We start from the raw sequence: 26,529 nt of genomic DNA, 5'->3' as shown, positions 1-26,529 counted from the left end.
AGCTGGAGATTCTTCATGCTCTTTTTCCTGCGTAAAGCGTAAAACGCAAAAAGAGTGTACAATGGAAACAATCGCAATTCATGGGGAGGATCAGCATATGACAGAGCATTGGAAGGAAGTGCTAGCCGTCGATCCGTATGTCGTCAAAAGCGCTTCATTGCTCGGTGACATCGATAGACAGCTCATCACTCTTTTATATCAGCCGCTTATTGGCATGTCCGCTTTCAGCTTATACATGACGCTGTGGGGAGAGCTGGAACAAAATCGTATGTGGGGGAAACCTGCACCTCATCGGCAGCTCATGGTCATGCTGCAAACGAATTTAAATGATATTTTTGAGGAACGTTTAAAGCTTGAAGCGATCGGCTTACTCCGCACATATGAACAGGAAACGGAAGAAGGCAGACTGTTTACATATGAGCTTGTACCACCGCTAAGACCAGATGAGTTTTTCCAAGATGGTATGCTGAATGTCCTGCTGTACCATCGTGTAGAGAAAGCAAAATATATGCAGCTGCGTGATTATTTCTCTTATCCGGGTGTTCCTGCAGAAGCAAAGAATATTTCACGGTCGTTTGAAGAAGTGTTTCACGTATTGCAGCCAGGCGAGCGCAAGATGACAGAAGAAATTCATCAGGCGTCATCGCTTGATCAAGGCTATGAATATGTGACCGTTGGATCGAGTCAGCCGGCACCGCTCTCGGACGAATCCTTTGATTTCGATCTATTATTAGCCGGTATGTCTGACATGATGATTCCAAGAAAGGCTTTGACAAAGCAGGTAAAAGAAACAATTAAGAAGTTAGCTGTTGTATACGGAATCACCCCGCTTCAAATGCAAAATATTGTAGCAGGTGCATGCGGTTCGGATCAAATGATCTCAACAGAAGAGCTGAGAAAAGCAGCAAGAGACTGGTACCAAATTGAATACAGAGGCGAACAGCCAAAGCTGATTGATCAAAAACAGCCAAGACACTTGCGCCAAGATGCTTCAAAGACGCAGGCGGCAGATACTCCAGATGCAAAATTGATTGAAAAGCTGGATCATATTTCGCCTAGGGAGCTGCTAAAAGACATGGCGGATGGTATTGAGCCAACATATGCCGACTTAAGAATTGTCGAAGATATCATGCTCGAGCAGCAGCTAGAGCCAGGTGTCATGAATGTTCTCATTTACTATACATTACTCAAAACAGATATGAAGCTGTCGAAAGCATATATGCAAAAAATCGCCGCTCATTGGGTGAGAAAGAAAATCAAAACCGTTGCTGCGGCCATGAAAATTGCCAAAGAAGAGAACAGACAAATGACAGAGTGGGCGCAGCAGAAAAAGCAGCGCAGCCCATATGGTTCAGGAAAAGTCGTCCGGGAAGAGAAATTGCCTGACTGGATGAAAGAAACCGAAACAAAAGAACAGCCGGCAAAAGAGCAAACGGACAATCTGTCTACAGAAGACCTTGAACGAGAAAAAGAAAAACTGTTAGATCAGTTTAAAAATATGAAAAAGTACAATGCACATTAAGGTGAGGTGAGTTGGGATGAAACCGATCGGTCGTTCATTTGAACAGCTAAAAGGACGAGTAGATTTTCGCGTGAGATACAATCAGATTAAAGAAAGTGTGTTGTCTGATGAAGATGTGAAGGCATTTTTACAGAAGCATCAAGAAGAGATACATGAAGACATGATCAATCGCAGCTTGAACCGGCTCTTTGAATATGTGCAGCAGTCGAAGGGCTGCTCTTACTGCTTAGATGACGAAAACGTCAATGCCATTTTAGATGGGTATCACCCGAAGCTTGTGATCAAAGGTCAGAGTATTGATATTGAATATTCACCTTGTCCAGTCAAGCTGCGGCTCGATAGACAGAAAAAACAGCAAGAGCTGATGAAAAGCATGTATATTCCGCAAAATGTCCTTCAAGCGACGTTCGCTGATCTGAACGTTGTGGGAAGACAAGAGGTCATTCAAAAAGTAGGTCAATTCCTCCAAAGCTATGATGAGACTGGAAAAGGAAAAGGCTTGTATTTACACGGAAAGTTTGGAGTAGGAAAAACGTATATACTAGCAGCTATTGCGCAGCAGCTAGCGGAAAAAGAATACCCATCTCTCCTTGTTTACGTTCCTGAATTTGTAAGAGAGTTAAAAAATTCATTAGCTGATCATACGCTAGAAGAAAAGCTGAATATGGTTAAATCCACTCCTATTTTAATGCTTGATGATATTGGGGCAGAATCGATGACAAGCTGGGTGCGGGATGAACTGCTCGGTACGATCTTACAATACCGTATGGCAGAACAGCTGCCGACATTTTTCTCTTCTAATTTCTCACCAAATGAGCTAAAGCATCACTTTACGTACTCACAGCGGGGGGAAAAAGAAGAGGTCAAAGCCGCTCGTTTAATGGAACGGATTCTCTATTTAGCAGAGCCTGTCTTGCTCGAAGGAGAAAACCGCCGTCATTTATAAAAGCGTATGTCACCTGAAGGAGGAGCAAATGAAATGAACAAAAGAAAATGGCTGCTTTTTCTTGTGATTGGCATTCTTGCTGCTGCGCTGTGGTGGCTGAATAAACAGCATCTTCAGCTGGCGCCGAAAGATGTGAAGAATTGGGTGCTTCAATTTGGAATGCTGGCTCCCTTTGTTTTTCTTTTCTTATCTCTTTTCCGCCCGTTTGTTCTCGTCCCGATTACGGTCTTTTCGCTGGCGGCGGGTTTGGCATTCGGCAGTGTCCTTGGGACGATTTATGCCCTCATTGGAGCGACAGCCGGGGCAACAGGCTCCTTCATGATTGCTTCAACCTTTCGAGCAAAAAAGAAGGAAACGGAATCAAACAGCCGGAAGCTGAAAGCGGTGACGTCCCGTATTCAGGAGCATGGATTTCTTTATATTTTGTTATTGCGTATTGCACCGATTCATTTTGATTTTGTCAGCTATGCGGCAGCTGCTTCACGTGCAAATTATCGTGCATTTGTGACAGCCACCTTTTTAGGCTTAATACCGGGTACAATTGCGTTAAATGTTCTTGGCTCAAGCTTTGTCAGCGGCAATTATGCCGCCTTAGCGGTTGTTTGTTTGATTTATTTGATCTTTATCTCTGTTCCACTCATTTTAAAAAGAAAGATGCCTGATTTATTTTAGGCGTCTATTTTTTATGTTCCCCCCATATATATGTAACAGATGTCGTTAGGGGGGACAAACATGCTTGAAATAATCTTTGAAGATGAATATGATACCGCCGCTTTTTTACATCTTGCTGAACACTTAGACAGTCGGCATCACATGTCAATTCAACAAGGGAAAGACCGGCTTCTCATAGAGGCGAAGGAATCCGAAGAAGCACTTGAGCACATTGTGCGGCCATTATTGGTTCACTTTTTTTTGGAATGCAAAGAAAATGAGCGCATGCGCAGCATCCTTGAAAACACCTATTTGTTTAAAGATCCCGAAGAGCAGCACCAAATTCTTTCCATCGCACACAGTATCATGAATGGGGACTTAGATGATATTCCCGGCATTCAGCAAGACCCGTCAAGAGAAGCCCTTTTAAAAAAGGAGCTTGAGGCGATTTCTTTACAGCAAGGTGTTTTTTCAATTGGTTCATTTATGACATTTAGGCTGTCAGAGTATGACCGAAGGCTGAAGAACTATGTTGAAGTGTCCATTGAAGAATACAAAATGGAGCAAGAGTATCAAAACTTCATTCAATCGCTTCGAGACTATGTGATGGCAAGAGAGCCTAGGCTCGAAAAAGTACATGTTGTGCATCAGGACCGCCTGGTGATTTGGGAATTTCGCTACGCTTCTGAGCGTGATCAAAAACAATACATAGACAGACAGTTTGTAAGAGAGCATCCAATGTATATTGATTCGCAGCTGATTGCACCGCTTGTCTCCATTGCACCGCAAAAAATTGACCTGTTTACAAATGATACAGGTCACTCGATGGTGCAAACCATTCAAAATATTTTTCAAGAAAGGGTCGAGGTGTTCCCGTCTCATTCATTCCAAGAGCAGAATGTTCAATTTGTACATGACCATTTCGAAAAGAAAAGTGAAAAGCTTTCTTGATTTTCACGAAAAAACGTTTTATAATACGGTGTAACTTCATACAGAGACCGTATTGATAAGGACATGAACAAATGAACACCCGCTTAAAGAGAGGGAAGCCGCGGCTGAAAGCTTCCTAGCAGAGGACCATTTGCTTTACCACCTTTGAACATCAGCTGTGAACATTTTAGTAATGGCTGACGGGAATTCCCGTTATCGAAACACAAGCCGTATTTGCTTATGAAAAAGCAAGCTGCAAGTACGGGAAAAAGGGTGGAACCACGATTCCGTTTATTCAACCTCGTCCCTTTCCAGGGGGCGGGGTTTTTATATTGCCAAAAAAAGGAGTGACCAGAGATGTCAGAACAAATTCAACTTACATTTCCAGATGGAGCAGTCAAGGAGTTTGACAAAACAGCTACAACAGAAGACATCGCGGCATCAATTAGCCCGGGCCTAAAGAAAAAAGCACTTGCCGGTAAATTGAACGGTAAAGAAATAGATCTGCGTACGCCGCTATTAGAAAGTGGGACAATCGAGATCATCACAGATAAAAGTGAAGAAGCACTCGACATTATGCGCCACAGCACAGCACATTTGCTAGCGCAGGCGATCAAACGCCTGTATGGAAAAGAGCATCACGTTCAGTTTGGCGTAGGTCCTGTCATCGAAAATGGCTTCTACTACGATGTGGACATCGATGTTGCCATCACACCTGAAGACTTACCAAAGATTGAAAAAGAAATGAAGAAAATCATTAACAGCAATCTGCCAATTGAGCGAATTGAAGTATCAAGAGAAGAAGCGAAAAAGCGCTTTGAAGCGATTGGTGATGAATTAAAGCTTGAACTGTTAGAGGCGATTCCAGAAGGTGAAGCTGTGACGATTTATGAGCAGGGGGAATTCTTTGACCTCTGCCGCGGGATTCATTTGCCGTCTACAGGAAAAATCAAAGAGTTTAAACTGTTAAGCCTTGCCGGTGCATACTGGAGAGGCGACAGTAACAACCAAATGCTTCAGCGTATTTACGGAACAGCTTTCTTCAGCAAAGAAGATTTAAATGAGCACTTACGTCTGCTGGAAGAAGCGAAAGAACGCGATCACCGTAAGCTTGGAAAAGAGCTGAAACTGTTTGCGAATTCCCAAAAGGTTGGTCAAGGACTTCCGCTTTGGCTGCCAAAAGGTGCTACAATCCGCCGCGTCATTGAGCGTTACATTGTCGATAAAGAAGTGCGTCTTGGCTATGAACATGTGTACACACCAGTTCTTGCAAGTGTTGAATTGTATAAAACATCAGGACACTGGGCGCATTATCAAGAAGACATGTTCCCAGTAATGGAAATGGACAACGAAGATCTTGTTCTTCGTCCGATGAACTGTCCGCACCATATGATGATTTACAAAAACGAGCCGCACAGCTATCGCGAATTGCCAATTCGTATTGCAGAGCTTGGTACAATGCACCGCTATGAAATGTCAGGTGCCTTATCCGGCCTTCAGCGTGTTCGCGGTATGACATTAAACGATGCACACATCTTTGTTCGTCCAGATCAAATTAAAGACGAGTTCATCCGTACAGTTCGCTTAATTGAAGAAGTGTATCAAGACTTTGGCTTGAATGACTACACATTCCGCTTATCTTACCGTGATCCGGAAGATACTGAGAAGTATTTCGATGACGATGCGATGTGGAATAAAGCACAATCGATGCTGAAGGATGCAATGGACGAGCTTGGTCACGACTACTATGAAGCAGAAGGCGAAGCGGCATTTTATGGGCCGAAGCTTGATGTACAAGTGAAGACAGCTCTTGGAAAAGAAGAGACATTATCCACTGTACAGCTTGATTTCTTACTTCCAGAACGCTTTGATCTCACATATATCGGAGAAGATGGAAAGCACCATCGTCCAGTCGTGATTCATAGAGGCGTTGTTTCTACAATGGAACGTTTCGTTGCCTTCTTAATTGAAGAATACAAAGGAGCCCTTCCAACATGGCTGGCACCTGTACAATTCCAAGTCATCCCAGTTTCACCGTCTGTTCATTTAGACTATGCGAAAAAAGTACAAGAACGTTTGCAGCTTGAAGGCCTTCGTGTAGAACTTGACAGCCGCGATGAAAAAATTGGGTACAAAATTAGAGAAGCGCAAATGCAAAAGATTCCGTACATGCTTGTCGTCGGAGATCAAGAAGCAGAAAATGGCGCTGTCAATGTAAGAAAGTACGGGGAACAAGATTCAGAAACAATGGATCTTGAAGCCTTTGTGAAACATGCAGTAGCAGAAGCAAAGAAATAATAAGCACAGCCAGTGATTCTCTTTAGATCACTGGCTTTTTCTTTTTGGAGAACACCTCCACTAGTGATCCAATTCCTAAAAAGAGACGTTTAGATAGTACAAAAGTAAGGGTAAGTATGTACTATTGGTTCGAGACAAATTGGGGGAATGAAAGCGATGATGCAAACAACAAACAATTTATCGTCACATGTATTGGAGCAATCAGCTGTTCTTCGTGCATTAGAGCACTCGCTGGCAATGATTGAATTTAATGTGACAGGTGAAGTTCTATGGGTGAACAATATTTTTGCAAAAGCCATGGGATATTCTAAAGAAGAGATGATCGGTCTTCAACATAGACAGTTCTGTCCTCCGCATATTACAGAACACACGAGCTATCACATGTTTTGGAAGCGTTTGAGAGAAGGTCAAGTTTTTCAAGAAAAAGTGCAGCGGATCACGAAAAACGGCAGCAGCTTATGGCTTGAAGCGACATATTCACCTGTTCGAGATGAAGAAGGAACTGTAGTAGGTGTTGTGAAAGTGGCGACAGATATTACGGAGAGAGAACATACAATGAAGCAAGTCGTAGAAGACTTAAAGGAGATGTCTGCAAAATTAATGGAACGAGCAGAAGTTGGCATTCAGCATAGTCAAAGTGTCAATGCCTCCTTTGATCATATAGCAAACGAAACCGATCAAAATATGAGCTTGCTAAAAGGATTAACCGAGCAGGTAGAGTCCATCAGCTCCATTGCTGCAAGCATTAACAGCATTTCTTCACAAACCCAGCTGCTCGCCTTAAATGCGGCAATAGAAGCGGCACATGCGGGTTCCTATGGAAATGGCTTTAGTGTAGTGGCAGCAGAAATTCGAAAGCTAGCGACAAATTCAAAAGAAGCGATCGTCAAGGTAGATCAATACGTGAAGGCGATTCATGCAGAAGTAGAGAAAGTCAGCAGCGGAACAAGCCGGGCACAGACAACCGTGTTTACTAACCGGGATCTTGTAAAGCAGGCAAGTGAGGAATTCATCATTGTAGGAGAAGCAGCACGCGGCTTAGACCGGCAAGCGCAAAGTCTAGCGGCAATCATATAGCTCTAAGACTACAAAAACACCCAATCTCGTCGTCAGGAGAAGGGTGTTTTTTTGTTCTATTTTAATATATCAAACAATTCATGTAAGTCTTTGATTTCATAATCAGGCGTCACATCTGTTTCGTTTTTCTTGCCATGGCGATTGATCCAAACGGTTTGGATGCCAGCGCGAGATGCGCCGAGAATATCTGTTTTCGGATTATCTCCAACCATGATCACTTCGTCTTTTGTTAAGTTTAACAGCTGAAGGCAGTGCTCAAAGATACCCGGATCAGGTTTGCCTTTCCCGTAGTCTCCTGAAATCACAATTTCGTTAAAATAAGGGGCAAGCTCAGGAACACCTGCCAGTTTTTCCTTTTGAAGGCTAGGATCTCCGTTTGTTAAAAGGAGCAATTCGTAGCTGCCTTTCAGGCGGTTTAAAACAGGGTATGTTTCTTCATAGACATATGGGCGTTTTCTGCGCTCTGCTGCAAAGAAATCAGCCAAATATTGTCCAAATGCCTCATCTTCAATTCCCGCTGCCCTTAAGCCATTGGTCCAAGCGTTTTTGCGATACTCAGGTGCAAGGGCGTTCAGCTTTTGAAAGCCTTCGCTAATCGGTTCACTAAAATTCGACCACAGTCCTTCGAAAGGATTAATGCCGATCATGACAGTATAATCATATGTTTCATAGGAAGAGTACAGCTTTCTTGCTTCTTCACGTACAATCTGTTCAAACGATTCTGGATCAAGTCCATATTTCTTTTCCGCTTCCCGGCAAGTTTCCTGAAAAGTTGTGTGAATGCTTTTTTCATCCCAAAGCAAAGTATCATCTAAATCGAAAAATACGGCTTTCATGATCTTCTCCCTTGTTATGTATGTGTTACCTTCAATTGCAAGTGACAGGCTCATGTTCATTTTACAATAGAAGAAGAGGGCAATAAAGAAAAGATTTGAGAGATATTTGATCATTGACCGCGCATGATAGAATAGAAAGACAGTAGATATGACATACATCATTTGAGGTGGCCGGTTTGCTTCATTTAATTATCATGATGATCGAGCGTGTGGGGATCATCGTTATTTTAGGATTTGTGCTTGCCCATGTGAAGGGCTTTCGCAATCTATTGCTACATAATCAAGGGTTTCGGAAAAAGGCAATTCTTGTCTTCATTTTTGCTTCTTTTAGTATTATCAGCAATTACACAGGAATTGAAATTCAGCAGCAAATTGTCATGAATCATGAGTTTTCTTATCACCTTGGCTCGTCAAGCTCTATCGCCAATACGAGAATTATGGGGATCGAAATGGGTGGTTTAATCGGGGGGCCGTTTGTAGGGATTGGCGCAGGGCTTTTAGCTGGAATTCATCGCTATTCCTTAGGAGGAAGCACCGCGCTCAGCTGTGCGATTTCTTCCATTTTAGCGGGTGTCATTGCAGGCTATGTCGGCAGCAGGTTTAAGCGGAGGAATCGAATGGTGACACCTCGCCAAGCAGCTCTTTTTGGTGTGGCGATGGAATCATTACAGATGATCATTATCCTTCTGTTTGCAAGGCCATTTGCGGATGCATGGGGGCTTGTCAGTATCATCGCCCTGCCGATGATCTTTGTGAATGGAATCGGCAGCTTTATCTTTTTATCTATTTTACAGTCAGTCATTCGGCAAGAAGAGCAGGCAAAAGCGATGCAGACACATCGTGTATTTTCGATCGCCGATCAAACACTGCCTTTTTTCCGCCAAGGGTTAAATGAACAGTCATGTAAAAGTGTGGCGGAGATCATTCATCGGTTGACTGAAACAGATGCGGTCTCCTTAACAGACACAGAAAAGATTTTAGCGCATGTCGGAGATGGAACAGATCATCATATTCCATCTAAAAGCCTGATTACAGGGCTGTCGAAACAGGTCTTGATGAGCGGCAAGATTATGAAGGCGCATTCGAAGGGCGAAATCAATTGTTCAGTCGCCCATTGCCCTCTTGAAGCGGCCATCGTGCTGCCGCTCACTTCTAACGGTCAAACGATCGGAACGTTAAAAATGTATTTCAATTCTCCGGTCGGATTAAGCAGGGTGGAAGAGGAGCTTGCAGAAGGTTTGGCGATGCTGTTTTCCACACAGCTTGAGCTTGGGGAGGCGGAAACTCAAAGCCGCCTCTTAAAAGATGCAGAGATCAAAGCACTTCAAGCACAAGTGAACCCGCACTTTTTATTTAACGCTATTAATACCATCTCTGTTTTATGCAGAACCAATGTGGAGATGGCAAGGAAGCTGCTGCTTCAGCTAAGTATTTATTTCCGTTCAAATATGCAAGGCGCCCGCCAGCTGCTGATTCCAATGCAGAAGGAGATTCAGCATGTGGAGGCATATTTATCACTCGAACAAGCAAGGTTTCCAAATAGATACCATGTGACCTTTCAAATCGAAAAGGAGCTGGAGCAGGTGATGATTCCGCCCTTTGTGCTTCAGGTGCTTGTTGAAAACGCAGTGAGGCATGCTTTTCCTAAACATCAAAAGAATTGTGAAGTCATCGTATCCGCTTTGATGAAAGATGGGCATGTTTATATGAAAGTGACAGATAATGGACAAGGGATCGATGATGACAAGATGGCTCAGCTATTAAAAGCGCCTGTCGAATCACTAGAAGGAACAGGAACAGCCCTTTTTAATTTAGATCAGCGGTTAAGAGGGATTTTTGGCAGACAAGCCGCTTTATCCATTTATAGTGACCAAGGCACTGACATCTCATTTCGCATTCCGATGGACTATGTAAAAAAGGATGATTCTCGTTGATGAAAGTATTAATCGTAGATGATGAAGTGTTAGCAAGAGATGAATTAAAATACTTATTACGAAGAACGAAAGAGGATGTTCAAATACAGGAAGCAGAAAATATAGAATCTGCTTTTGACCGGATGGTCGATCATAAGCCGGATCTGCTCTTTTTAGACATTGATTTATCTGGTGAGAACGGATTTGATATTGCCAAAAGGCTCAACCGGATGTCTGATCCGCCAGCGGTTGTATTTGCGACAGCCTTTGATCAATATGCGCTGAAGGCGTTTGAGGTAAGTGCCCTTGATTACTTAACAAAACCATTTGATGAAGAGCGGCTGCTCCAGACCATTCAAAAGTTTAAAAAGTGGAAATCTGTTGAGACGCAAGATCACCAGCTGTCAGATGAGAAAGCGCCCCACCAGCAAAAATTAGCGATCTCAGTCGATGACTCAATTGTGATCCTGCGAGTTGAAGAGATCATGTATGTAGGACTCAGCGAGGGGAAAAAGGTCGTGAAAACAAAGGATCACGAGTATGAGGTCTCAGAACCGCTGGTGGTCATTGAAAAGAAACTTCCTGAGGCTTACTTTATGAGGGTCCATCGCAGCTATATCGTGAATACCTCTCATATGAAAGAAGTACAGCCGTGGTTTAATTCGACGTATAATCTGCATATGACAGACGGGTCTATCATTCCTGTCAGCCGCACATATGCCAAAGAATTAAAGAAGTCACTCCTGCTAGAGTAGGAGGGCTTTTTTTGTTTGTATTTCAATACTCGTTTTTTGCATTTCAGTCATTGAATCGAGCGAGTTTTATTGTAAACGCTTCATTCGTTTATTTCATGCCTTATACTGAGGGCAGTCGAAGAAAGAGGTGAAGCGGCATGAGTGCCACGAAAGTATATGGATTTCTATCTCAAGCATTTATTTTTGCAACCGTAATGTTTGTTTCTAATCTCATTTCAATGTATTTACCGATTCCGATGCCCGCATCCGTCATTGGTTTGGTTCTATTATTTGTTTTGTTAACAACGAAAATCGTTAAACTGGAGCAGGTGGAGCAATTAGGAACATCATTGACAGGACTCATTAGCTTTCTATTTGTTCCCTCTGGAATCTCAGTCATTCAATCACTAGGTGTCATGCAAGAAGTAGGTGTGCAAGTAGTCGGCGTCATTATCATTGCAACCATTATGCTACTTGCAGCGACAGGGCTGTTTTCGCAGCTTCTCATGCAATTATCAGAAAGACCGCAGAAACGTAAAGAGACAAAGGAGAGTAAATCTGCTCCTTCTCATTCAAATAAACCAGCTTCAAGTACGCATTAAAGGAGAGATGCAAAATGGGTACAAGTACAATGAGTCCTTATTTTGGCATTGTCGTCTCATTAGTCGCCTTTGGGATAGGGACATTCTTATTTAAAAAATCAAAAGGTTTCTTCTTGTTCACCCCGCTGTTTGTGGCGATGGTACTAGGCATTTTATTTTTGAAAGTTGGCGGTTTTTCCTACGCAGATTATAATGAGGGCGGCAAGATTATCAAATTTTTCTTAGAGCCTGCCACGATTGCTTTCGCTATCCCGCTTTATAAGCAGAGAGCCTTGCTTAAAAAATATTGGTGGCAAATTTTATCCGCTATTTTTGTAGGTTCACTTTGTTCCATTACGATCGTATATCTCGTAGCGAAAGGGATTCATTTAGATGCGGCTGTGATGAAAAGCATGCTTCCACAAGCAGCGACAACAGCGATTGCTCTTCCGATTGCAAAGGATATTGGCGGAATCGCAGATATCACAGCCTTTGCGGTCATATTTAACGCAGTCATTGTCTATGCACTAGGTGCCTTCTTCTTAAAATTATTTCGCATTAAAAACCCAGTGGCAAAAGGTCTTGCACTTGGTACATCAGGACATGCGCTTGGGGTTTCTGTTGGAATTGAGATGGGAGAAGTAGAAGCAGCGATGGCAAGTATCGCCGTTGTGGTCGTAGGAGTTGTGACCGTTATCGTCATTCCAATCTTTATGCAGTTGATTCTTTGATGGCGTCATTGTGTGAAAAAGTCTTGCCCAATTCGTCTCATCATGTTAAACTGAAAAAGTTGTTTCAAGAGTTCGGTTACTTGACGGACGAATGAAAATTGTGTAGAATAATTAACGAATTGAATAGATATCACAAGCAGAAGCACCCGCTTCTCACCTGATTGACACATGTTTGTAGTTGACAGGTTGACCGTACATTTATTTTTTCATGCAAATGTTCGCAGTGTGGGTGTTTTATATGCCCACACTTTTTGTTTGCCTGTAAAACATACAACGAAATGGTCAAATGAATTGTGAACTCAATTCAAAATCTCATGGAGGTGGCTCACTATTAGCAAAGATCAATTAGTTAATGAAGGTATTCGTGCGCGTGAAGTTCGTTTGATCGGACAAAATGGCGATCAGCTTGGGATTAAAACCCGCCAGGAAGCTCTGGAAATTGCTACGAAAGCCAATCTTGACCTTGTGTTAGTTGCTGCAAATGCAAAACCACCTGTTTGCCGAATCATGGACTATGGTAAGTTCCGATTCGAACAGCAGAAGAAGGAAAAAGAGGCACGTAAGAATCAAAAAATCATTAGCTTAAAAGAAGTTCGGTTGAGCCCGACAATCGATGAACATGATTTTAACACGAAGCTCCGTAATGCAATCAAATTCCTTGAAAAGGGAGATAAAGTGAAAGCTTCTATCCGCTTTAAAGGCCGTGCGATTACGCATAAAGAAATCGGACAGCGCGTGTTAGACCGTTTCTCTGAAGCCTGCGCTGAAGTAGCAACAGTAGAAACAAAACCTAAGATGGACGGACGCAGCATGTTCCTCATGCTTGCACCAAAAGTCGAAAAGTAAAGTAACAGAGGGAGGAAACATCCAATGCCAAAAATGAAAACTCACCGCGGATCTGCTAAACGTTTCAAAAAAACAGGTTCTGGTAAACTTAAACGTTCTCATGCGTACACAAGTCACTTGTTCGCTAACAAATCTACAAAGCAAAAACGTAAATTGCGTAAGAGTGCAATCGTAAGTGCTGGAGATTTCAAACGTATCAAACAACAACTTGCAAACATTAAGTAATTTGGAATAGGAATCATAGGAGGGAATTACAATGCCAAGAGTAAAAGGCGGAACTGTGTCGCGTCAGCGTCGTAAAAAGGTTCTTAAATTAGCAAAAGGTTATTTCGGTTCAAAACATAGATTATACAAAGTAGCAAACCAACAGGTGATGAAATCTGGAAACTACGCTTTCCGTGACCGTCGTCAGAAAAAACGTGACTTCCGTAAACTATGGATCACTCGTATCAACGCTGCAGCTCGTATGAACGGTCTTTCTTACAGCCGTTTAATGCATGGCTTAAAGCTTTCTGGTATCGAAGTAAACCGCAAAATGCTTGCTGACCTTGCTGTGAATGACCTAAATGCATTCAATCAGCTTGCTGATGCTGCAAAAGCACAACTAGACAAGTAAGTTCTATAAAAGATCATTCCTTCGAGGGGTGATCTTTTTTCTGAGGTGAAATGAATGAATATGGCTTTGATCCTGCTGCTTATTTTGGTGAATGGCTATGGCTTTTTTCTCATGGGTGAAGACAAACGCCGGGCCAAAGCACATAAATGGAGAATTTCAGAGGCGCATTTATGGAGTGTTGCGGTTCTTTTTGGCGCTGCCGGGTCGTATCTAGGAATGCAGTATTTCCGGCATAAAACAAAGCATCCTGCCTTTCAAATCGGCATGCCTTTATTAATTATTTTGCAGTTGATCCTATTGGGATATATCCAAGTTATTTGAAAAAGGAGCAGACGCCATTAGGACGGCGTGTCTGCTCCTTTTTTTTGTTTGATTTTTTTTATGGGCTGATCCCAATCAATTTTTGTTTGAGGATAACGCTCGATAATGTTTTCCTCCAGTTTTTCAAAGTCTTCTAATGTAAATTCACTCAGCTTCTCAGGTGACTCCGTCCAAACGTAAATGGAGTGGACAAACAGAGGATGATCCTTAGAAGGAACATGCTTCTCCCCTTCAAACAAGACACCTTTATAGACGAAATTAAAATTTTTGCGCGCATTTTGCTGTTCATCCATAAAATAAAAGCCTTCTTTTAATTGTGCTTGTTTCAGCTTTCTTCTCGGATTTGAGAAGAATTTTACCGCCATGTAGAAGATGTAGACAAGCAGTGCAACAAGAGCTAGTCTCATGAGGATTACAAACATGACAGGATGCACCTCCAATACCGTTATCTGATGTACTACGAATGAAAACGCCAAAAGGTTTCAACTTTTTTTAAAAAAATATTTCGTAAAACGAAAAAATATTCATAAAAAGATCGTATTGAACGAAAGAGGTTTTGTATAATAAGAATGCACCATGAAGATAAAGGAGGATAAATGGAATGACAAAGCTCGATCAAACATTAACTATGCTCAAAGACCTAACGGATGCAAAAGGGATTCCAGGAAATGAACGTGATGTCAAAAAAGTCATGCAGACATACATAGAATCATATGCAGATGAAGTCTCTACAGACCGCCTTGGCAGCTTGATCGCTAAAAAGGAAGGAAACGCTAACGGACCTAAAATTATGCTCGCTGGTCACCTAGATGAAGTAGGATTCATGGTGACAAAAATTGATGACAAAGGCTACATTCGTTTTCAAACAGTCGGCGGCTGGTGGTCACAAGTCATGCTCGCCCAGCGTGTCACCATTGTGACGAAAAAGGGAGAGATCACAGGGGTAATTGGTTCAAAGCCACCACACGTCTTGTCACCTGAAGCTCGTAAAAAGTCAATTGAGATTACGGATATGTTTATTGATATTGGGGCGTCAAGCAAAGAACAGGCAATGGAGTGGGGCGTGCTGCCTGGAGATCAAATCGTTCCTTACTTTGAGTTTACAGTCATGAATGATGAAAAAATGCTCCTTGCAAAAGCATGGGACAACCGCATTGGCTGTGCAGTCGCCATTGATGTCATGAAAAATTTGCACAATGCTCAGCATGAGAATATTGCTTACAGCGTCGCAACTGTCCAAGAGGAAGTAGGCCTGCGCGGAGCTAAAACAGCAGCGGCTACGATTCAGCCTGATATTGGATTTGCCATTGATGTAGGTGTAGCAGGAGATACACCGGGCATCACTGAGAAAGAAGCAACTAGCAAACTTGGCAAAGGCCCAACGATTGTTGTATTTGATGCTTCAATGGTCTCTCATAAAGGACTTCGTGATTTTGTTGTCCAAACAGCTGATGAACTGAACATTCCTTATCAATATGACTCAATGCCTGGCGGCGGGACAGATGCTGGCGGTATTCATTTAACAGGCCATGGTGTTCCATCACTATCTATCGGAATTCCGAGCAGATATATTCATACCCATGCCGCAATGATTCACCGAGATGATTATGAAAATGCAGTGAAGCTTTTAACAGAAGTGATCAAAAGACTTGATCAAAAAACCGTTGAACAGATTACGTACGGTTCTTAAGTAAGAAAGCCTTTCCTCAGTACAGGGGAAAGGCTTTTTTATTGAATTTCCCAGGAAATGAACGGTGTGTTCAAAGTGAGTCAAAAGAACTATTTTCAGTAAAAAAGGAGAATATTTCCTAGTGAATAAGGCACATGTGATCGAGCGTTTATTTTTGTAAGATGAAAGCAATAAAAAGGACAGAGCCATAGAATGCCCTGTCAAAAGAGAGTTTATGGAAGTAGGTGAAGCTACCTTAAGAATAAACATATTATTCTTATTTGTCAACTTGGTTTTAAAAGAAAGAAAAATCAATCAATTTATGTTATATTTGTAACAAATTGTTTATACAAAGGGGATGGTTAAATGAATGCGGTTACAATTGTAATAGGATCTATGTGTATTTTAGCGATTGCCTATCGTCTTTATGGCACATTTATGATGGTCAAGGTATTAAAGGTCACAGATGATCATCCTACACCGGCTCACACGCTAGAGGACGGGAAAGATTATGTGCCGACAAATAAATGGGTCACATTTGGGCATCACTTTGCTGCCATTGCAGCTGCTGGTCCGTTAGTGGGTCCGATTTTAGCCGCTCAATTTGGGTATTTACCTGGTCTCCTTTGGCTTTTAATTGGAGCAGTCATAGGCGGAGCTGTACATGATCTAGTCGTCTTATTTGCATCGATGCGAAAAAAGGGGAAATCATTATCAGAGGTAGCGAAGGAAGAGCTGGGACCTGTTGCCGGGTTTTGTACAGGGCTTGCGATGCTGTTTATTATTACAATCACAATGGCAGGTTTGTCTATGGTTGTGCTTCATGCTTTAGAACGTAACCCTTGGGGGACATTTGCAGTTGGAATCACGATTCCGATTGCGATGGGGGTTGGTCTGTATTATAAAAAAACAGGCAATTTAAAGCTGGCGACATCTGCGGGATTTATTTTGCTGATGTTTGGGGTATTCCTTGGTCCAAATATTCAAGGAACGGCACTAGGTGATTTTTTAACACTTGATACAAAAACGCTTGCTCTTGCCCTGCCGATCTATGCCTTTTTTGCTGCGGCTCTGCCAGTTTGGCTGCTGCTTGCACCGAGGGACTATTTAAGTAGTTTTATGAAAATTGGTGTATTCATTGCGCTGATTGCTGGTATCTTTGTCGTGAATCCGTCCATTCAATTCCCCGCGTTTACAGAGTTTGTGAATGGAGGAGGACCTGTATTAGCTGGTCCTGTCTGGCCATTTATTTCGATTACCATTGCTTGCGGTGCCATTTCTGGTTTCCACGCATTTGTTGGTTCAGGGACAACACCTAAGATGCTGGACCGATGGAGTGATATGAAGCCTGTTGCGTTTGGCGCAATGCTTGTGGAATGCTTAGTTGGGATTATGGCTTTAATTGCAGCTACTGCTCTGCATCCAGGAGATTATTTTGCGATAAACAGTACACCCGAAGTGTTCCGTACACTCGGTATGAGTGTCGAAAACCTTCCGCAGCTGAGTAAGGAAATCGGCCTTGACTTAGAAGGAAGAACGGGTGGTGCCGTAACATTAGCGGTAGGGATGGCGTATATCTTTACGGGGATTCCGTTCTTTAGTCATTTGGCTTCTTACTTCTTCCAGTTCGTCATTATGTTTGAGGCTGTCTTTATTTTAACTGCTATTGATGCGGGGACACGTGTGGCACGCTATTTGATTCAAGACTTCTTAGGTGAAGCATATAAACCGCTTAAACGAACTGACTGGATACCTGGTTCGGTGTTTGCAAGTGCGCTTGCTTGTTTTATGTGGGGATACTTACTTTACTCAGGGGACATCGGGTCTATTTGGGCGCTGTTTGGGGTTTCAAATCAGTTAATGGCCTCGGTTGGGTTGATCATCGGGGCAACCGTTGTATTAAAAATTGCAGATAAAAGACGATATATGCTGACTTGTTTAATTCCGCTTGCTTACTTATATGTGACGGTGAATTATGCAGGCTATTGGATGGTAGCAAATGTATATCTCAATCCTGAAGCATCCGGTTACAGCGTGCTGAATGCGGTGCTGTCGATCATCATGCTGATCTTAGGTTTTGTGATTATTGTGTTTGCGATAAAAAAATGGGTCGAAATCTGGCGTGATCCAGCGCTTCGAATGGAAACGCCTATCACTGGCTAAATGAAAAAGGCCGGCTTGCTTTTATAAGCAAACCGGCTTTTTTTATTGCTGCTGTTGAGGCTTTAAGCCTTGCTCTAATGTTTCAAGGATCTCATTTTTCTCGTTTTCTGATGCTTCTTGCCAAAGCACCTCGAACAACACGCCAAGGCCTGGCAGCATTTTTTCCTCGCCGCTTTGAATCGCATCTAAAATCGTATGTTCAAGCTGTTCTTGATTATGGCCAGTAATGTTTTGAATGACTGCGCCTCTTAAATTAAAATCCATTGCCCACACTCCTTTTTTGATGGTAATAGCCCTATTCTGTCTCAAAGACAGGTTTATTATGTAGTGTGCATGAGATATAATAAATTCATGATAATTAAAGGAGTTAACGTCGCTTGAAATATATAGAATCAGCTAAAAACACAAACATTAAACAGTGGAAGAAGCTCCATACGAAAAAAGAACGAACGAAAACGGGGCTATTTCTCGTTGAGGGAATACATTTAGTCGAAGAAGCATTAAAGAGCGGGATCGTGAAGGAATTAATGGTCACCTCGCCCGATATGCTTCCTTCTCATATCCAGCCTGACATTGAGCTTTATGAACTGAGCGAAGAGGCCTTTTCTGCCATGACAGAAACAGAAACGCCTCAGCACATTGCCGCAGTCTGTACAGTTCCTGTTTTTGAAGAAAAGAAGGTTGAACGAATTCTTCTATTAGACGCAGTGCAGGACCCGGGGAATTTAGGCACACTCATTCGAACAGCAGATGCCGCTGGTCTTGATGCTGTGATCTTAGGAGAAGGAACAGTTGATGCGTTTAACGGAAAAACGCTCCGTTCGGCACAAGGGTCTCATTTTCACCTGCCTATCTTAAAGCAAACCCTTCAACAGGCGATCACCGAACTGAAAGAACGAGGCATACCTGTATACGGGAGTGCCTTAAAAGATGCGAAAGAGTATAGAAGCGTAACGGCAGAAGGTCCGTTTGCATTAATTGTTGGAAATGAGGGAGCAGGTATTGATCCAGCGATTCTGCAAATGACAGATCAAAATTTATATGTGCCAATGTATGGGCAGGCAGAATCATTAAATGTCGCTGTTGCAGCAGCTGTTCTAGTCTATCATTTGCGCGGATAGTGTTGCATCAAGTGCTCATTTTCACTATAATGAAACTAATATTTAAAAACCATGATAGAGGAAGATTGTTTCAAGAAGCGGCCTTTTAGGGAGAATGCATCGTAGACTGAAAGTGCATTTAAGGAATGCTGAAACAGGAATTCACCTCTGGAGTTGTCACCGGGACCGCAGGCTTTGCGTAAAGGTGGACCGGATTCGTTTGATTCCGTTATGTCAATGAAGCTTATTCGCACATGCATTTGTGCTTAACAAGGGTGGTACCGCGACCACAACTCGTCCCTTCTTTTATGGAGGAACGAGTTTTTTTATTGTCTTCAAACGATCAAACAGCCGTTTATCCGAGCGGTTTTGTATATCAAAAGGAGGATCACACTCATGCAAGAAACGTTAAAACAGCTTGAAACAGAGGCGATAGCAAAGGTTGAAGCAGCTAGCTCGCTCAAAGAGGTCAATGACATTCGTGTTCAATACTTAGGGAAAAAAGGACCGATTACAGAAGTACTTCGCGGAATGGGCAAGCTCTCCGCAGAAGAAAGACCGAAAATGGGTGCACTTGCAAACGAAGTAAGAGAGCAGATTGCTAGTGCCATTGCTGAAAAAAATGAACAGCTGGAAGCAGAAGAAGTGAAGAAAAAACTTGCTTCTCAAACGATCGATGTTACTTTGCCGGCAAGTCCAATCAAAATGGGAGCAAGACATCCATTAACGATAGTTGTCGAAGATATTGAAGATTTATTTATCGGAATGGGCTATACCGTTGAGGAAGGTCCTGAGGTAGAAACAGATTATTATAACTTTGAAGCGCTGAATCTTCCAAAGGAGCATCCGGCACGTGATATGCAGGACAGCTTCTATATTACCGAAGATACACTGATGAGAACACAAACATCACCAGTACAAGCACGTACACTTGAGAAATATAAAGGACAAGGTCCTGTGAAGATCATCTGTCCTGGTAAAGTATATAGACGTGACAGTGATGACGCGACTCATTCACATCAATTTATGCAAATTGAAGGGCTTGTCGTCGATCACAATATTAGCATGAGTGATCTAAAAGGAACGCTGGAGACAGTCGCAAGAAAAATGTTTGGGGAAGATCGTGAAATTAGACTGCGTCCAAGCTTTTTCCCTTTCACAGAACCATCTGTCGAAGTCGATGTGTCTTGTTTTAAATGCGGCGGGAAGGGCTGCTCTGTATGTAAAGGAACAGGCTGGATTGAGATTTTAGGTGCAGGAATGGTTCATCCGAATGTCCTGAAAATGAGCGGATTTGATCCAGAAACTTACCAAGGCTTTGCTTTTGGAATGGGTGTGGAACGGATCGCGATGCTGAAATACGGCATTGATGATATTCGCCATTTCTACACAAATGACATTAGATTCACAAAGCAATTCAAGCAGGACTAAGAGGAGGAAATCAACATGTTTGTTTCATATAAATGGTTAGAAGACTATGTCGATTTAGAAGGCATCAAGCCGGCTGAATTAGCAGAAAAAATCACAAGAAGCGGAATTGAAGTGGAAACCGTTGAATATAAAGGCGAAGGCATCAAAGGAGTTGTCGTTGGACACGTCATTGAACGTGAACAGCATCCGAATGCGGATAAATTAAACAAATGTCTTGTTGATATCGGCGAAGACGCACCGGTGCAAATTATTTGCGGGGCTCCGAATGTGGAGAAAGGACAGTATGTGGCCGTCGCAACGGTTGGCGCAGTCCTTCCTGGCAACTTTAAAATTAAAAAAGCAAAACTGCGCGGTGAAGAGTCTCATGGCATGATTTGTTCTCTGCAAGAATTAGGCGTAGAGAGCAAGCTCGTACCAAAGGAATATGCAGAAGGGATTTTTGTTTTTCCGAATGACGTGAAACCAGGGGATGATGCTCTTCAAGCACTTCAATTAGATGATGCGGTACTTGAGCTTGGCTTAACACCAAACCGTGCCGATGCCCTGAATATGCTGGGTGTGGCTTATGAGGTTGCCGCCATTTTAGGAAGAGATATCAAGCTTCCTGATACAGCACATGACACTTCTTCCGAAAAAGCAGCAGACTATATTTCTGTTAAAATTGAGGATCAAGAAGCGAATCCACTTTATGCAGCGAAGATCATTAAAAATGTAAAGGTTGGACCAGCACCGCTTTGGATGCAAACAAGATTGATGAATGCAGGCATCCGTCCAATTAACAACGTTGTGGATATTACAAACTTTGTACTGCTTGAATACGGCCAGCCGCTTCATGCCTTTGATTATGACCGCTTTGGTTCAAAGCAGGTGGTCGTTCGTAAAGCGTCTGACAGCGAAATCATTCAAACACTCGATGAGCAAGAGCGTACATTGTCATCAAAGCATCTTGTCATCACGAATGGAACGAAAGCGCACGCGGTAGCAGGCGTCATGGGCGGCTTCGAATCAGAGGTACGGGATGAGACGACGACGATTCTTTTAGAAGCGGCATATTTCAACGGTCAAACAGTCCGTCAAGCATCTAGAGACTTAGGGCTTCGCAGTGAATCAAGCACACGATTTGAAAAAGGCCTCGATCCGCAGCGTACGAAACCGGCAGCAGAAAGAGCAGCTCAATTGATCAGCATGTATGCAGGCGGTGAAGTGCTAAGCGGTACAGTTGAGGAAAATCACCTTGAAGCAAGTATGAATGTCATCCACGTATCAACTGAGCGTGTGAACAAGGTGCTTGGAATGAGCATTTCAAAAGAAGATATGATTCAGATTTTCAACAAATTAGGCTTTACAGTGGGCGAATCAAATGATGTTCTTGTCGTAACAGTTCCTTCCCGCAGAATGGATATTACGATTGAAGAAGACCTCATTGAAGAAGTCGCAAGATTATACGGCTACGATAATATTCCATCTACACTGCCCGCGACAGCCGGCACTGTTGGCGGTCTCACCCCATACCAAGTAAAGCGCAGAAAGGTAAGACGTTTCTTAGAGGGCGCAGGACTTTCTCAAGCGATTACGTATTCATTGACGAATCAGCATAAGTCCACAGCTTTTGCCCTGCATCCAGCTTATGAAACGAGACTTTCTCTGCCAATGAGTGAGGAACGCAGTGTGCTGAGACAAAGTCTTCTGCCAAACTTACTTGATTCTGTTGCATATAACTTGGCAAGACAAGCTGATTCATTTGGATTTTATGAAACGGGCTCTGTTTTCTTAGCAGAAGCTGAAGGGGCAAAGCCAGTGGAAAAAGAACATGTCGCTGGTGCGCTGACAGGCTTATGGCATAAAAATCTTTGGCAGGGCGAGAAAAAAGCCGTCGATTTTTATGTAGCGAAAGGAATTGCTGAAGGATTGTTTGAAAAGCTTGGTGTGTCAGACCAAATCACATATGTTCAAGCAGAGCGTGAGGGTCTTCACCCAGGGCGAACAGCAGATGTTCACTTAAATGGTCAAGTCATTGGCTTTGTTGCCGCACTGCATCCAGTCGTTGAAAAAGAATTGGATTTAAAAGAAACGTATGTATTCGAGTTTGATTTAACAGATGTGATGACATCTGAAACGAAGGATATGAAATATACAGCGATTCCGAGATTCCCTGCTGTGACAAGAGATATCGCACTTGTTGTCGATCAGCATATCTCAAGCGGACAGCTGGAGCGTGTCATCTATGAAGCAGGCGGTCATCTACTCACAGACCTATCTGTATTCGATGTGTACGAAGGGGAACATATGGAAGAAGGCAAAAAATCTGTTGCATTCTCTCTTCAATATTTAAACCCTGAACAAACGTTGACCGAGGAAGAAGTCACCGCTGTTCACACAAAAGTTTTGAAAGCACTAGAAGATACGTATCAAGCCGTCTTACGCGGTTAAAGGAAAAAAGCTAGGGCCTCATGGGCTCTAGCTTTTTTTATAGCATTTTTTTCGCTTTTTGTGTGTTGGCAAAATGCAGCTTTGTAAATTGACGTAAAGTATCTTCACCATGCAGCTTGATGAGCTTGGCGGCGGCCTTGTCTACATGAGGACCGGCTCCTTTTGGGATGTCAAAGCCTGCAGCCTGTGATAATTTGTCCATTTCAATTAAAAAGGCGTACCTTGCGATAATGGAAGCTGCAGCGACTGACAAATGGATGCCTTCTGCTTTTGTACTAAAATACGTCCGTTCCCGAATAATTTTTTTCCCGGCAAGATGCTTGAAATAAATGCCTGGTTCTGCAAATTGGTCAATCAAAATGGCTTCAGGCTGCTGTCCGTCCAGTTTTTCTAGCACAGAGGTGATGACTTGGTTATGAAGCAGTGCCTTCATTTTTCCTTGACTCATGCCCTTTTCCTGCATCGTATTGTACTTTTCATTTCGGAGAACGAGAAGGCTGAACGGAATGGTTTTGATGAGATCCTTGGCAATGTTGAGAATTTGCGGGTCCTTTAGCCCTTTTGAGTCTTTTACGCCAAGCTCTTTCATTAAAGCAAGCTGGCTGGCATCAACATAGGCCGCACAGACTGTGATCGGTCCGAAATAATCACCTGTACCTACTTCATCTGAACCGATGACCGACATGGAAGCAATGCCGGGCGGCGGACTGTATTTTGTAACAGCAGGTGATTTTTGACTTTTCGTATCAGCTGCTTGCAAGTGGCTGAATTGACTGGCTTCAGCTTCTGCCTTTTGTCCTTGAAACAATACTTTTCCAGATCGATAGGCTGTAATCGTACAGCCAGGGACTTTTGCTTGAAAGAGGGCGCCTGGCGGCAAATTGTCTGTTAAATGGTGCGCATACGCGCTCTTCATCTTTTTGAGGTCTTCTGATGTTGCTTTTAAAACGGATTGGGGCACAGTGGATAACTCCTTTTTACCTTGATATCATTGATTTCTAAAGTGTACCATAACAGGGAAGGGCTCGTCTTTCCATTCAATGTCTAAACATGTTATGATAGAGACTAGGATTCTCGTGGAATGGAGGAGAAACGTTGTCTGACGGCGGTAAAACGAAAACAACAGTTGAGATTTACGGACAGTCCTATACGATCATCGGACAAGAAACGAAGATGCATATGCGACATGTTGCGTCAATTGTTGATGATAAAATGAGAGAAATAAATGAAAAAAATCCATATCTTGATATAAACAAATTAGCTGTACTGACAGCAGTCAATGTCGTCCACGACTACTTGAAATTAAAAGAGCAATACGAAAAATTAGAGATTCAGCTAAAAGAAAAGGAATGAAATTACCGTGATCGATATCATCATTTTGTTTTTGCTTCTTATGGGAACGCTTGTCGGTCTAAAACGCGGGTTTATTCTTCAATTTATTAAATTGATCAGCTTTGTTGTTTCTATCTTAGTGGCTTCCATGTTTTATCAGTCACTTGCACCACAGCTTACGTGGATTCCGTCACCTAATTTTAGCGGCGGTCAACCGCAGCTCGCTTTCTTTAGCGGGAATCTAGAAACAGCTTATTATAATACCATTGCGTTTATCATTCTGTTTATCTTGACCAAAATCCTGCTCGCCATCATTGGCGGATTGCTCACAACCATTGCAAGTATACCTGTGATTAAACAGGTGAACAAACTGCTTGGCGGTGTTTTAGGATTTCTTGAAACCTATTTATTTGTGTTTATTCTATTGTTTGTCGCTGCATTACTTCCAGTAGATGCGCTCCAAACAATGATGAGCAAATCAATGTTAGCAGATGTGATCGTAAACAACACCCCTTACCTGTCCGGTCTTGTCAAAGACCTATGGTCGACGTATGGAGTTTAAAAACTTCTCCTTTTCTGGAGAAGTTTTTTCTCATTCCATGACAGAAAGTTGTAGGAAGAAGGGAAAGTTTGTATATTTATATAGGAAGATGCGAAAGCGGCTGGAGGATGAGAGATGAATAAAAAAGATATTATCAAACTTCTTGAAACAATTGCAGTATATATGGAACTAAAAGGAGATAATCCTTTTAAAATTTCTGCCTTTCGTAAAGCAGCAGCGGCACTGGAACAAGACGACCGCAGCCTTTCTCAAATAGATGATCTATTAGCATTACCCGGCATTGGAAAAGGAACCTTTGCTGTGATCACAGAGTATATCGAAAAAGGAAAATCAGAAACACTCGAACAATTAAAAAAGGAAGTGCCTGAAGGACTTGTCCCGCTCTTGAAATTGCAAGGGCTTGGCGGGAAGAAGATTGCGAAGCTTTACCAAGAGCTTGGTGTCCATGATGCCCAGTCATTAAAAGAAGCATGTGAAGCGGAAAAAGTACAAGCGCTTGCAGGCTTCGGTAAAAAAACAGAAGAGAAGATTCTCGCTGCTCTTGAGGAGGCCGGAAAGCAGCCAGAACGACTGCCAATTGGCTTTGCATTAGATGTGGCAGAGCGGATTGATCATGCGCTAGAACAGATGAAGGGGATTATTCGTTTTTCTAGAGCTGGCAGTCTAAGACGTGCACGAGAAACTGTCAAAGATTTAGATTATATCATTGCGACCAGCGATCCTGAACAAGTCAGAGAGCAGCTCGTTGCACTTGATGATGTCAAAGACGTCATTGCAAGCGGTGATACGAAGGTATCTGTCATTCTTGCCCTTGATTTTGAGATCAGTGTAGACTTCCGGCTTGTGACAACAGATCAATTTGCAACAACGCTGCACCATTTCACTGGCTCAAAAGATCACAATATTCGCATGCGTCAGCTTGCGAAGGAACGCGGAGAGCGTATTAGTGAATATGGTGTGGAAACAATTGAAACTGGAGAAGTCAAAACGTTTGAAGACGAGGCCGCTTTTTATGCGCATTTTCAACTTCCGCTCATTCCGCCAGAAATTCGTGAAACCGGAGCGGAGATTGATACGTATAAAGAAAGTATGCAATTTGTAGAGTTAAAAGATATCAAAGGCGACCTTCATATGCACTCAACATGGAGTGACGGCGCATTTTCTATTCGCGAAATGGCAGAGGCATGTATCGCAAAAGGCTATGAATACATGGCGATTACAGACCACTCGCAATATTTAAAAGTAGCAAACGGTTTAACAAAAGAACGTTTACGTCTGCAAGCAAAAGAAATTGACAAGCTGAATCAAGAATTCGAGCATTTTCACATTTTCAAAGGGGTCGAAATGGATATTCTCCCGGATGGATCATTAGATTATGATGATGACTTTTTAGCAGACATGGATTTTGTCATTGCGTCTATCCACTCGAGCTTTTCTCAGCCGGAAGAAGTCATTATGGAGCGCCTTGAAAATGCCCTGCGGAATCAGCATGTGGATTTAATTGCACATCCAACAGGCCGTTTGATCGGCAGACGGGACGGCTATGCCTTAAATATAGATCAGCTCATAGAGCTTGCGAAGAAAACGGGAACTGCACTAGAGCTCAACAGCAACCCGTCAAGACTGGATTTAAAAACAGAGCATTTAATGAAAGCAAACGAAGCAGGTGTGAACATCATGATCAATACAGATGCGCACAATATCGCCATGCTGGATCATATGGAAGTTGGTGTAACAGCTGCAAGAAAAGGCTGGACACCAAAAGCAAATGTCGTGAATACTTTTTCTCTAAGCGAGATCAAAAAGTTTTTAACGCGTGACAGGTAGTCGTTAGGAGGCT

The 26,529-nt window shown here is 42.6% G+C and carries 26 protein-coding genes and 2 other annotated features; of the genes, 22 read left to right on the top strand and 4 right to left on the bottom strand.

The genetic code is table 11. The annotated features are described in order from the left end of the window. Nucleotides 1-97: 97 nt before the first annotated feature. From NSU13_RS13135 to NSU13_RS13110, 6 genes are all read left to right on the top strand, one after another. On the top strand, nt 98-1,522 hold the full coding sequence (locus tag NSU13_RS13135; RefSeq protein ID WP_252050512.1) for a replication initiation and membrane attachment family protein: 1,425 nt from the start codon (nt 98-100) through the stop codon (nt 1,520-1,522). Nucleotides 1,523-1,538: 16 nt separating this feature from the next. After that, nucleotides 1,539-2,468: a primosomal protein DnaI gene (gene dnaI, locus NSU13_RS13130; protein ID WP_024425710.1), complete on the top strand. Its 930-nt coding sequence runs from the start codon at nt 1,539-1,541 to the stop codon at nt 2,466-2,468. A gap of 33 nt (nt 2,469-2,501) precedes the next feature. Beyond that, nucleotides 2,502-3,140 carry a TVP38/TMEM64 family protein gene (locus NSU13_RS13125; RefSeq protein WP_046312323.1) on the top strand — a complete coding sequence of 213 codons (639 nt, stop codon included), beginning with the start codon at nt 2,502-2,504 and terminating at the stop codon, nt 3,138-3,140. Nucleotides 3,141-3,200: 60 nt separating this feature from the next. Next, nucleotides 3,201-4,070 carry a putative sporulation protein YtxC gene (gene ytxC / locus NSU13_RS13120; RefSeq protein ID WP_046312028.1) on the top strand — a complete coding sequence of 290 codons (870 nt, stop codon included), beginning with the start codon at nt 3,201-3,203 and terminating at the stop codon, nt 4,068-4,070. Between the two features lie 43 nt (nt 4,071-4,113). Next, nucleotides 4,114-4,361: a binding site (T-box leader), on the top strand. Between the two features lie 45 nt (nt 4,362-4,406). Further along, nucleotides 4,407-6,347 carry a threonine--tRNA ligase gene (thrS, locus tag NSU13_RS13115; RefSeq protein ID WP_024426134.1) on the top strand — a complete coding sequence of 647 codons (1,941 nt, stop codon included), beginning with the start codon at nt 4,407-4,409 and terminating at the stop codon, nt 6,345-6,347. A 156-nt stretch (nt 6,348-6,503) separates the two neighbouring features. Continuing rightward, nucleotides 6,504-7,424, top strand: a complete 921-nt coding sequence (locus NSU13_RS13110) for a methyl-accepting chemotaxis protein (RefSeq protein WP_342489551.1) — start codon at nt 6,504-6,506, stop codon at nt 7,422-7,424. A gap of 56 nt (nt 7,425-7,480) precedes the next feature. Here the strand turns inward: NSU13_RS13110 and NSU13_RS13105 are convergent, their stop codons facing one another. Beyond that, nucleotides 7,481-8,260 carry an HAD family hydrolase gene (locus NSU13_RS13105; RefSeq protein ID WP_081124654.1) on the bottom strand — a complete coding sequence of 260 codons (780 nt, stop codon included), beginning with the start codon at nt 8,258-8,260 and terminating at the stop codon, nt 7,481-7,483. Nucleotides 8,261-8,436: 176 nt separating this feature from the next. Here NSU13_RS13105 and NSU13_RS13100 point away from each other — a divergent pair, with 176 nt between their 5' ends. From NSU13_RS13100 to NSU13_RS13065, 8 genes are all read left to right on the top strand, one after another. Then, on the top strand, nt 8,437-10,194 hold the full coding sequence (locus NSU13_RS13100; RefSeq protein WP_101676778.1) for a sensor histidine kinase: 1,758 nt from the start codon (nt 8,437-8,439) through the stop codon (nt 10,192-10,194). Then, on the top strand, nt 10,191-10,928 hold the full coding sequence (locus NSU13_RS13095; protein WP_211043124.1) for a LytTR family transcriptional regulator DNA-binding domain-containing protein: 738 nt from the start codon (nt 10,191-10,193) through the stop codon (nt 10,926-10,928). The genes NSU13_RS13100 and NSU13_RS13095 overlap by 4 nt, the downstream gene beginning before the upstream one ends. A 137-nt stretch (nt 10,929-11,065) precedes the next feature. Beyond that, nucleotides 11,066-11,509 carry an antiholin-like murein hydrolase modulator LrgA gene (lrgA, locus tag NSU13_RS13090; protein WP_024425718.1) on the top strand — a complete coding sequence of 148 codons (444 nt, stop codon included), beginning with the start codon at nt 11,066-11,068 and terminating at the stop codon, nt 11,507-11,509. Nucleotides 11,510-11,523: 14 nt separating this feature from the next. Then, nucleotides 11,524-12,219: an antiholin-like protein LrgB gene (lrgB, locus tag NSU13_RS13085; RefSeq protein ID WP_024425719.1), complete on the top strand. Its 696-nt coding sequence runs from the start codon at nt 11,524-11,526 to the stop codon at nt 12,217-12,219. 128 nt (nt 12,220-12,347) lie between these two features. Next, nucleotides 12,348-12,479, top strand: a sequence feature (ribosomal protein L20 leader region). Between the two features lie 70 nt (nt 12,480-12,549). Continuing rightward, on the top strand, nt 12,550-13,065 hold the full coding sequence (gene infC / locus NSU13_RS13080) for a translation initiation factor IF-3 (protein ID WP_024718649.1): 516 nt from the start codon (nt 12,550-12,552) through the stop codon (nt 13,063-13,065). Between the two features lie 24 nt (nt 13,066-13,089). Further along, nucleotides 13,090-13,290: a 50S ribosomal protein L35 gene (gene rpmI, locus NSU13_RS13075; RefSeq protein ID WP_003216324.1), complete on the top strand. Its 201-nt coding sequence runs from the start codon at nt 13,090-13,092 to the stop codon at nt 13,288-13,290. Between the two features lie 31 nt (nt 13,291-13,321). Continuing rightward, nucleotides 13,322-13,681 carry a 50S ribosomal protein L20 gene (gene rplT, locus NSU13_RS13070; RefSeq protein ID WP_007501659.1) on the top strand — a complete coding sequence of 120 codons (360 nt, stop codon included), beginning with the start codon at nt 13,322-13,324 and terminating at the stop codon, nt 13,679-13,681. A gap of 54 nt (nt 13,682-13,735) precedes the next feature. Then, nucleotides 13,736-14,002, top strand: coding sequence for a DUF1294 domain-containing protein (locus NSU13_RS13065; protein ID WP_342489550.1), 267 nt, complete (start codon nt 13,736-13,738; stop codon nt 14,000-14,002). A 17-nt stretch (nt 14,003-14,019) separates the two neighbouring features. Here the strand turns inward: NSU13_RS13065 and NSU13_RS13060 are convergent, their stop codons facing one another. Further along, entirely contained in the window at nt 14,020-14,424 is a 405-nt protein-coding gene (locus NSU13_RS13060; RefSeq protein WP_024426127.1) for a hypothetical protein, read from the bottom strand. 179 nt (nt 14,425-14,603) lie between these two features. Between NSU13_RS13060 and NSU13_RS13055 the strand changes: the two genes are divergently transcribed. Continuing rightward, nucleotides 14,604-15,692, top strand: a complete 1,089-nt coding sequence (locus NSU13_RS13055) for a M42 family metallopeptidase (protein ID WP_024425723.1) — start codon at nt 14,604-14,606, stop codon at nt 15,690-15,692. Nucleotides 15,693-16,037: 345 nt separating this feature from the next. Then, nucleotides 16,038-17,834 carry a carbon starvation protein CstA gene (gene cstA, locus NSU13_RS13050; protein ID WP_046312019.1) on the top strand — a complete coding sequence of 599 codons (1,797 nt, stop codon included), beginning with the start codon at nt 16,038-16,040 and terminating at the stop codon, nt 17,832-17,834. Nucleotides 17,835-17,876: 42 nt separating this feature from the next. Here cstA and sspI read toward each other — a convergent pair whose 3' ends face one another. Beyond that, a complete protein-coding gene (gene sspI / locus NSU13_RS13045; protein ID WP_024425725.1) occupies nt 17,877-18,098 on the bottom strand; it encodes a small acid-soluble spore protein SspI in 222 nt (73 codons plus the stop codon). A 113-nt stretch (nt 18,099-18,211) separates the two neighbouring features. On the opposite strand from sspI, the gene NSU13_RS13040 reads away from it, so the two are divergent. The 3 genes from NSU13_RS13040 (at nt 18,212) to pheT (ending at nt 22,795) form a co-directional block, all read left to right on the top strand. Then, a complete protein-coding gene (locus tag NSU13_RS13040) occupies nt 18,212-18,955 on the top strand; it encodes an RNA methyltransferase (RefSeq protein ID WP_046312017.1) in 744 nt (247 codons plus the stop codon). A gap of 375 nt (nt 18,956-19,330) precedes the next feature. Continuing rightward, a complete protein-coding gene (gene pheS / locus NSU13_RS13035; RefSeq protein WP_034624184.1) occupies nt 19,331-20,365 on the top strand; it encodes a phenylalanine--tRNA ligase subunit alpha in 1,035 nt (344 codons plus the stop codon). 15 nt (nt 20,366-20,380) lie between these two features. Continuing rightward, the gene (gene pheT, locus NSU13_RS13030; protein WP_342489549.1) at nt 20,381-22,795 is read left to right on the top strand and encodes a phenylalanine--tRNA ligase subunit beta; all 2,415 of its coding nucleotides are present in this window, start codon (nt 20,381-20,383) and stop codon (nt 22,793-22,795) included. A gap of 37 nt (nt 22,796-22,832) precedes the next feature. Here the strand turns inward: pheT and rnhC are convergent, their stop codons facing one another. Further along, nucleotides 22,833-23,756, bottom strand: coding sequence for a ribonuclease HIII (gene rnhC, locus NSU13_RS13025; RefSeq protein WP_342489548.1), 924 nt, complete (start codon nt 23,754-23,756; stop codon nt 22,833-22,835). A 134-nt stretch (nt 23,757-23,890) separates the two neighbouring features. Between rnhC and zapA the strand changes: the two genes are divergently transcribed. The 3 genes from zapA (at nt 23,891) to polX (ending at nt 26,516) form a co-directional block, all read left to right on the top strand. Further along, nucleotides 23,891-24,148, top strand: coding sequence for a cell division protein ZapA (gene zapA / locus NSU13_RS13020; protein WP_012010831.1), 258 nt, complete (start codon nt 23,891-23,893; stop codon nt 24,146-24,148). A gap of 7 nt (nt 24,149-24,155) precedes the next feature. Then, nucleotides 24,156-24,689, top strand: a complete 534-nt coding sequence (locus NSU13_RS13015) for a CvpA family protein (RefSeq protein ID WP_046312011.1) — start codon at nt 24,156-24,158, stop codon at nt 24,687-24,689. Between the two features lie 114 nt (nt 24,690-24,803). Beyond that, on the top strand, nt 24,804-26,516 hold the full coding sequence (gene polX, locus NSU13_RS13010; protein ID WP_268414145.1) for a DNA polymerase/3'-5' exonuclease PolX: 1,713 nt from the start codon (nt 24,804-24,806) through the stop codon (nt 26,514-26,516). Nucleotides 26,517-26,529: the final 13 nt, after the last annotated feature.

Source organism: Bacillus sp. FSL M8-0049 (genome assembly GCF_038593355.1).
Taxonomy (GTDB): domain Bacteria; phylum Bacillota; class Bacilli; order Bacillales; family Bacillaceae; genus Bacillus; species Bacillus safensis.
This window is presented reverse-complemented; position numbering and strand designations above follow the sequence as displayed.

Bases quoted from the DNA above. Each gene is read 5' to 3' on its own strand.
- NSU13_RS13055 (WP_024425723.1), top strand. From the start codon at position 14,604: ATGACAAAGCTCGATCAAACATTAACTATGCTCAAAGACCTAACGGAT.
- polX (WP_268414145.1), top strand. From the start codon at position 24,804: ATGAATAAAAAAGATATTATCAAACTTCTTGAAACAATTGCAGTATAT.
- NSU13_RS13110 (WP_342489551.1), top strand. From the start codon at position 6,504: ATGATGCAAACAACAAACAATTTATCGTCACATGTATTGGAGCAATCA.
- NSU13_RS13125 (WP_046312323.1), top strand. From the start codon at position 2,502: ATGAACAAAAGAAAATGGCTGCTTTTTCTTGTGATTGGCATTCTTGCT.
- pheT (WP_342489549.1), top strand. From the start codon at position 20,381: ATGTTTGTTTCATATAAATGGTTAGAAGACTATGTCGATTTAGAAGGC.
- NSU13_RS13105 (WP_081124654.1), bottom strand. From the start codon at position 8,260: ATGAAAGCCGTATTTTTCGATTTAGATGATACTTTGCTTTGGGATGAA.
- cstA (WP_046312019.1), top strand. From the start codon at position 16,038: ATGAATGCGGTTACAATTGTAATAGGATCTATGTGTATTTTAGCGATT.
- NSU13_RS13135 (WP_252050512.1), top strand. From the start codon at position 98: ATGACAGAGCATTGGAAGGAAGTGCTAGCCGTCGATCCGTATGTCGTC.
- lrgB (WP_024425719.1), top strand. From the start codon at position 11,524: ATGGGTACAAGTACAATGAGTCCTTATTTTGGCATTGTCGTCTCATTA.
- NSU13_RS13060 (WP_024426127.1), bottom strand. From the start codon at position 14,424: ATGTTTGTAATCCTCATGAGACTAGCTCTTGTTGCACTGCTTGTCTAC.
- ytxC (WP_046312028.1), top strand. From the start codon at position 3,201: ATGCTTGAAATAATCTTTGAAGATGAATATGATACCGCCGCTTTTTTA.
- sspI (WP_024425725.1), bottom strand. From the start codon at position 18,098: ATGGATTTTAATTTAAGAGGCGCAGTCATTCAAAACATTACTGGCCAT.
- pheS (WP_034624184.1), top strand. From the start codon at position 19,331: ATGCAAGAAACGTTAAAACAGCTTGAAACAGAGGCGATAGCAAAGGTT.
- lrgA (WP_024425718.1), top strand. From the start codon at position 11,066: ATGAGTGCCACGAAAGTATATGGATTTCTATCTCAAGCATTTATTTTT.
- dnaI (WP_024425710.1), top strand. From the start codon at position 1,539: ATGAAACCGATCGGTCGTTCATTTGAACAGCTAAAAGGACGAGTAGAT.
- rpmI (WP_003216324.1), top strand. From the start codon at position 13,090: ATGCCAAAAATGAAAACTCACCGCGGATCTGCTAAACGTTTCAAAAAA.
- NSU13_RS13065 (WP_342489550.1), top strand. From the start codon at position 13,736: ATGAATATGGCTTTGATCCTGCTGCTTATTTTGGTGAATGGCTATGGC.
- rplT (WP_007501659.1), top strand. From the start codon at position 13,322: ATGCCAAGAGTAAAAGGCGGAACTGTGTCGCGTCAGCGTCGTAAAAAG.
- thrS (WP_024426134.1), top strand. From the start codon at position 4,407: ATGTCAGAACAAATTCAACTTACATTTCCAGATGGAGCAGTCAAGGAG.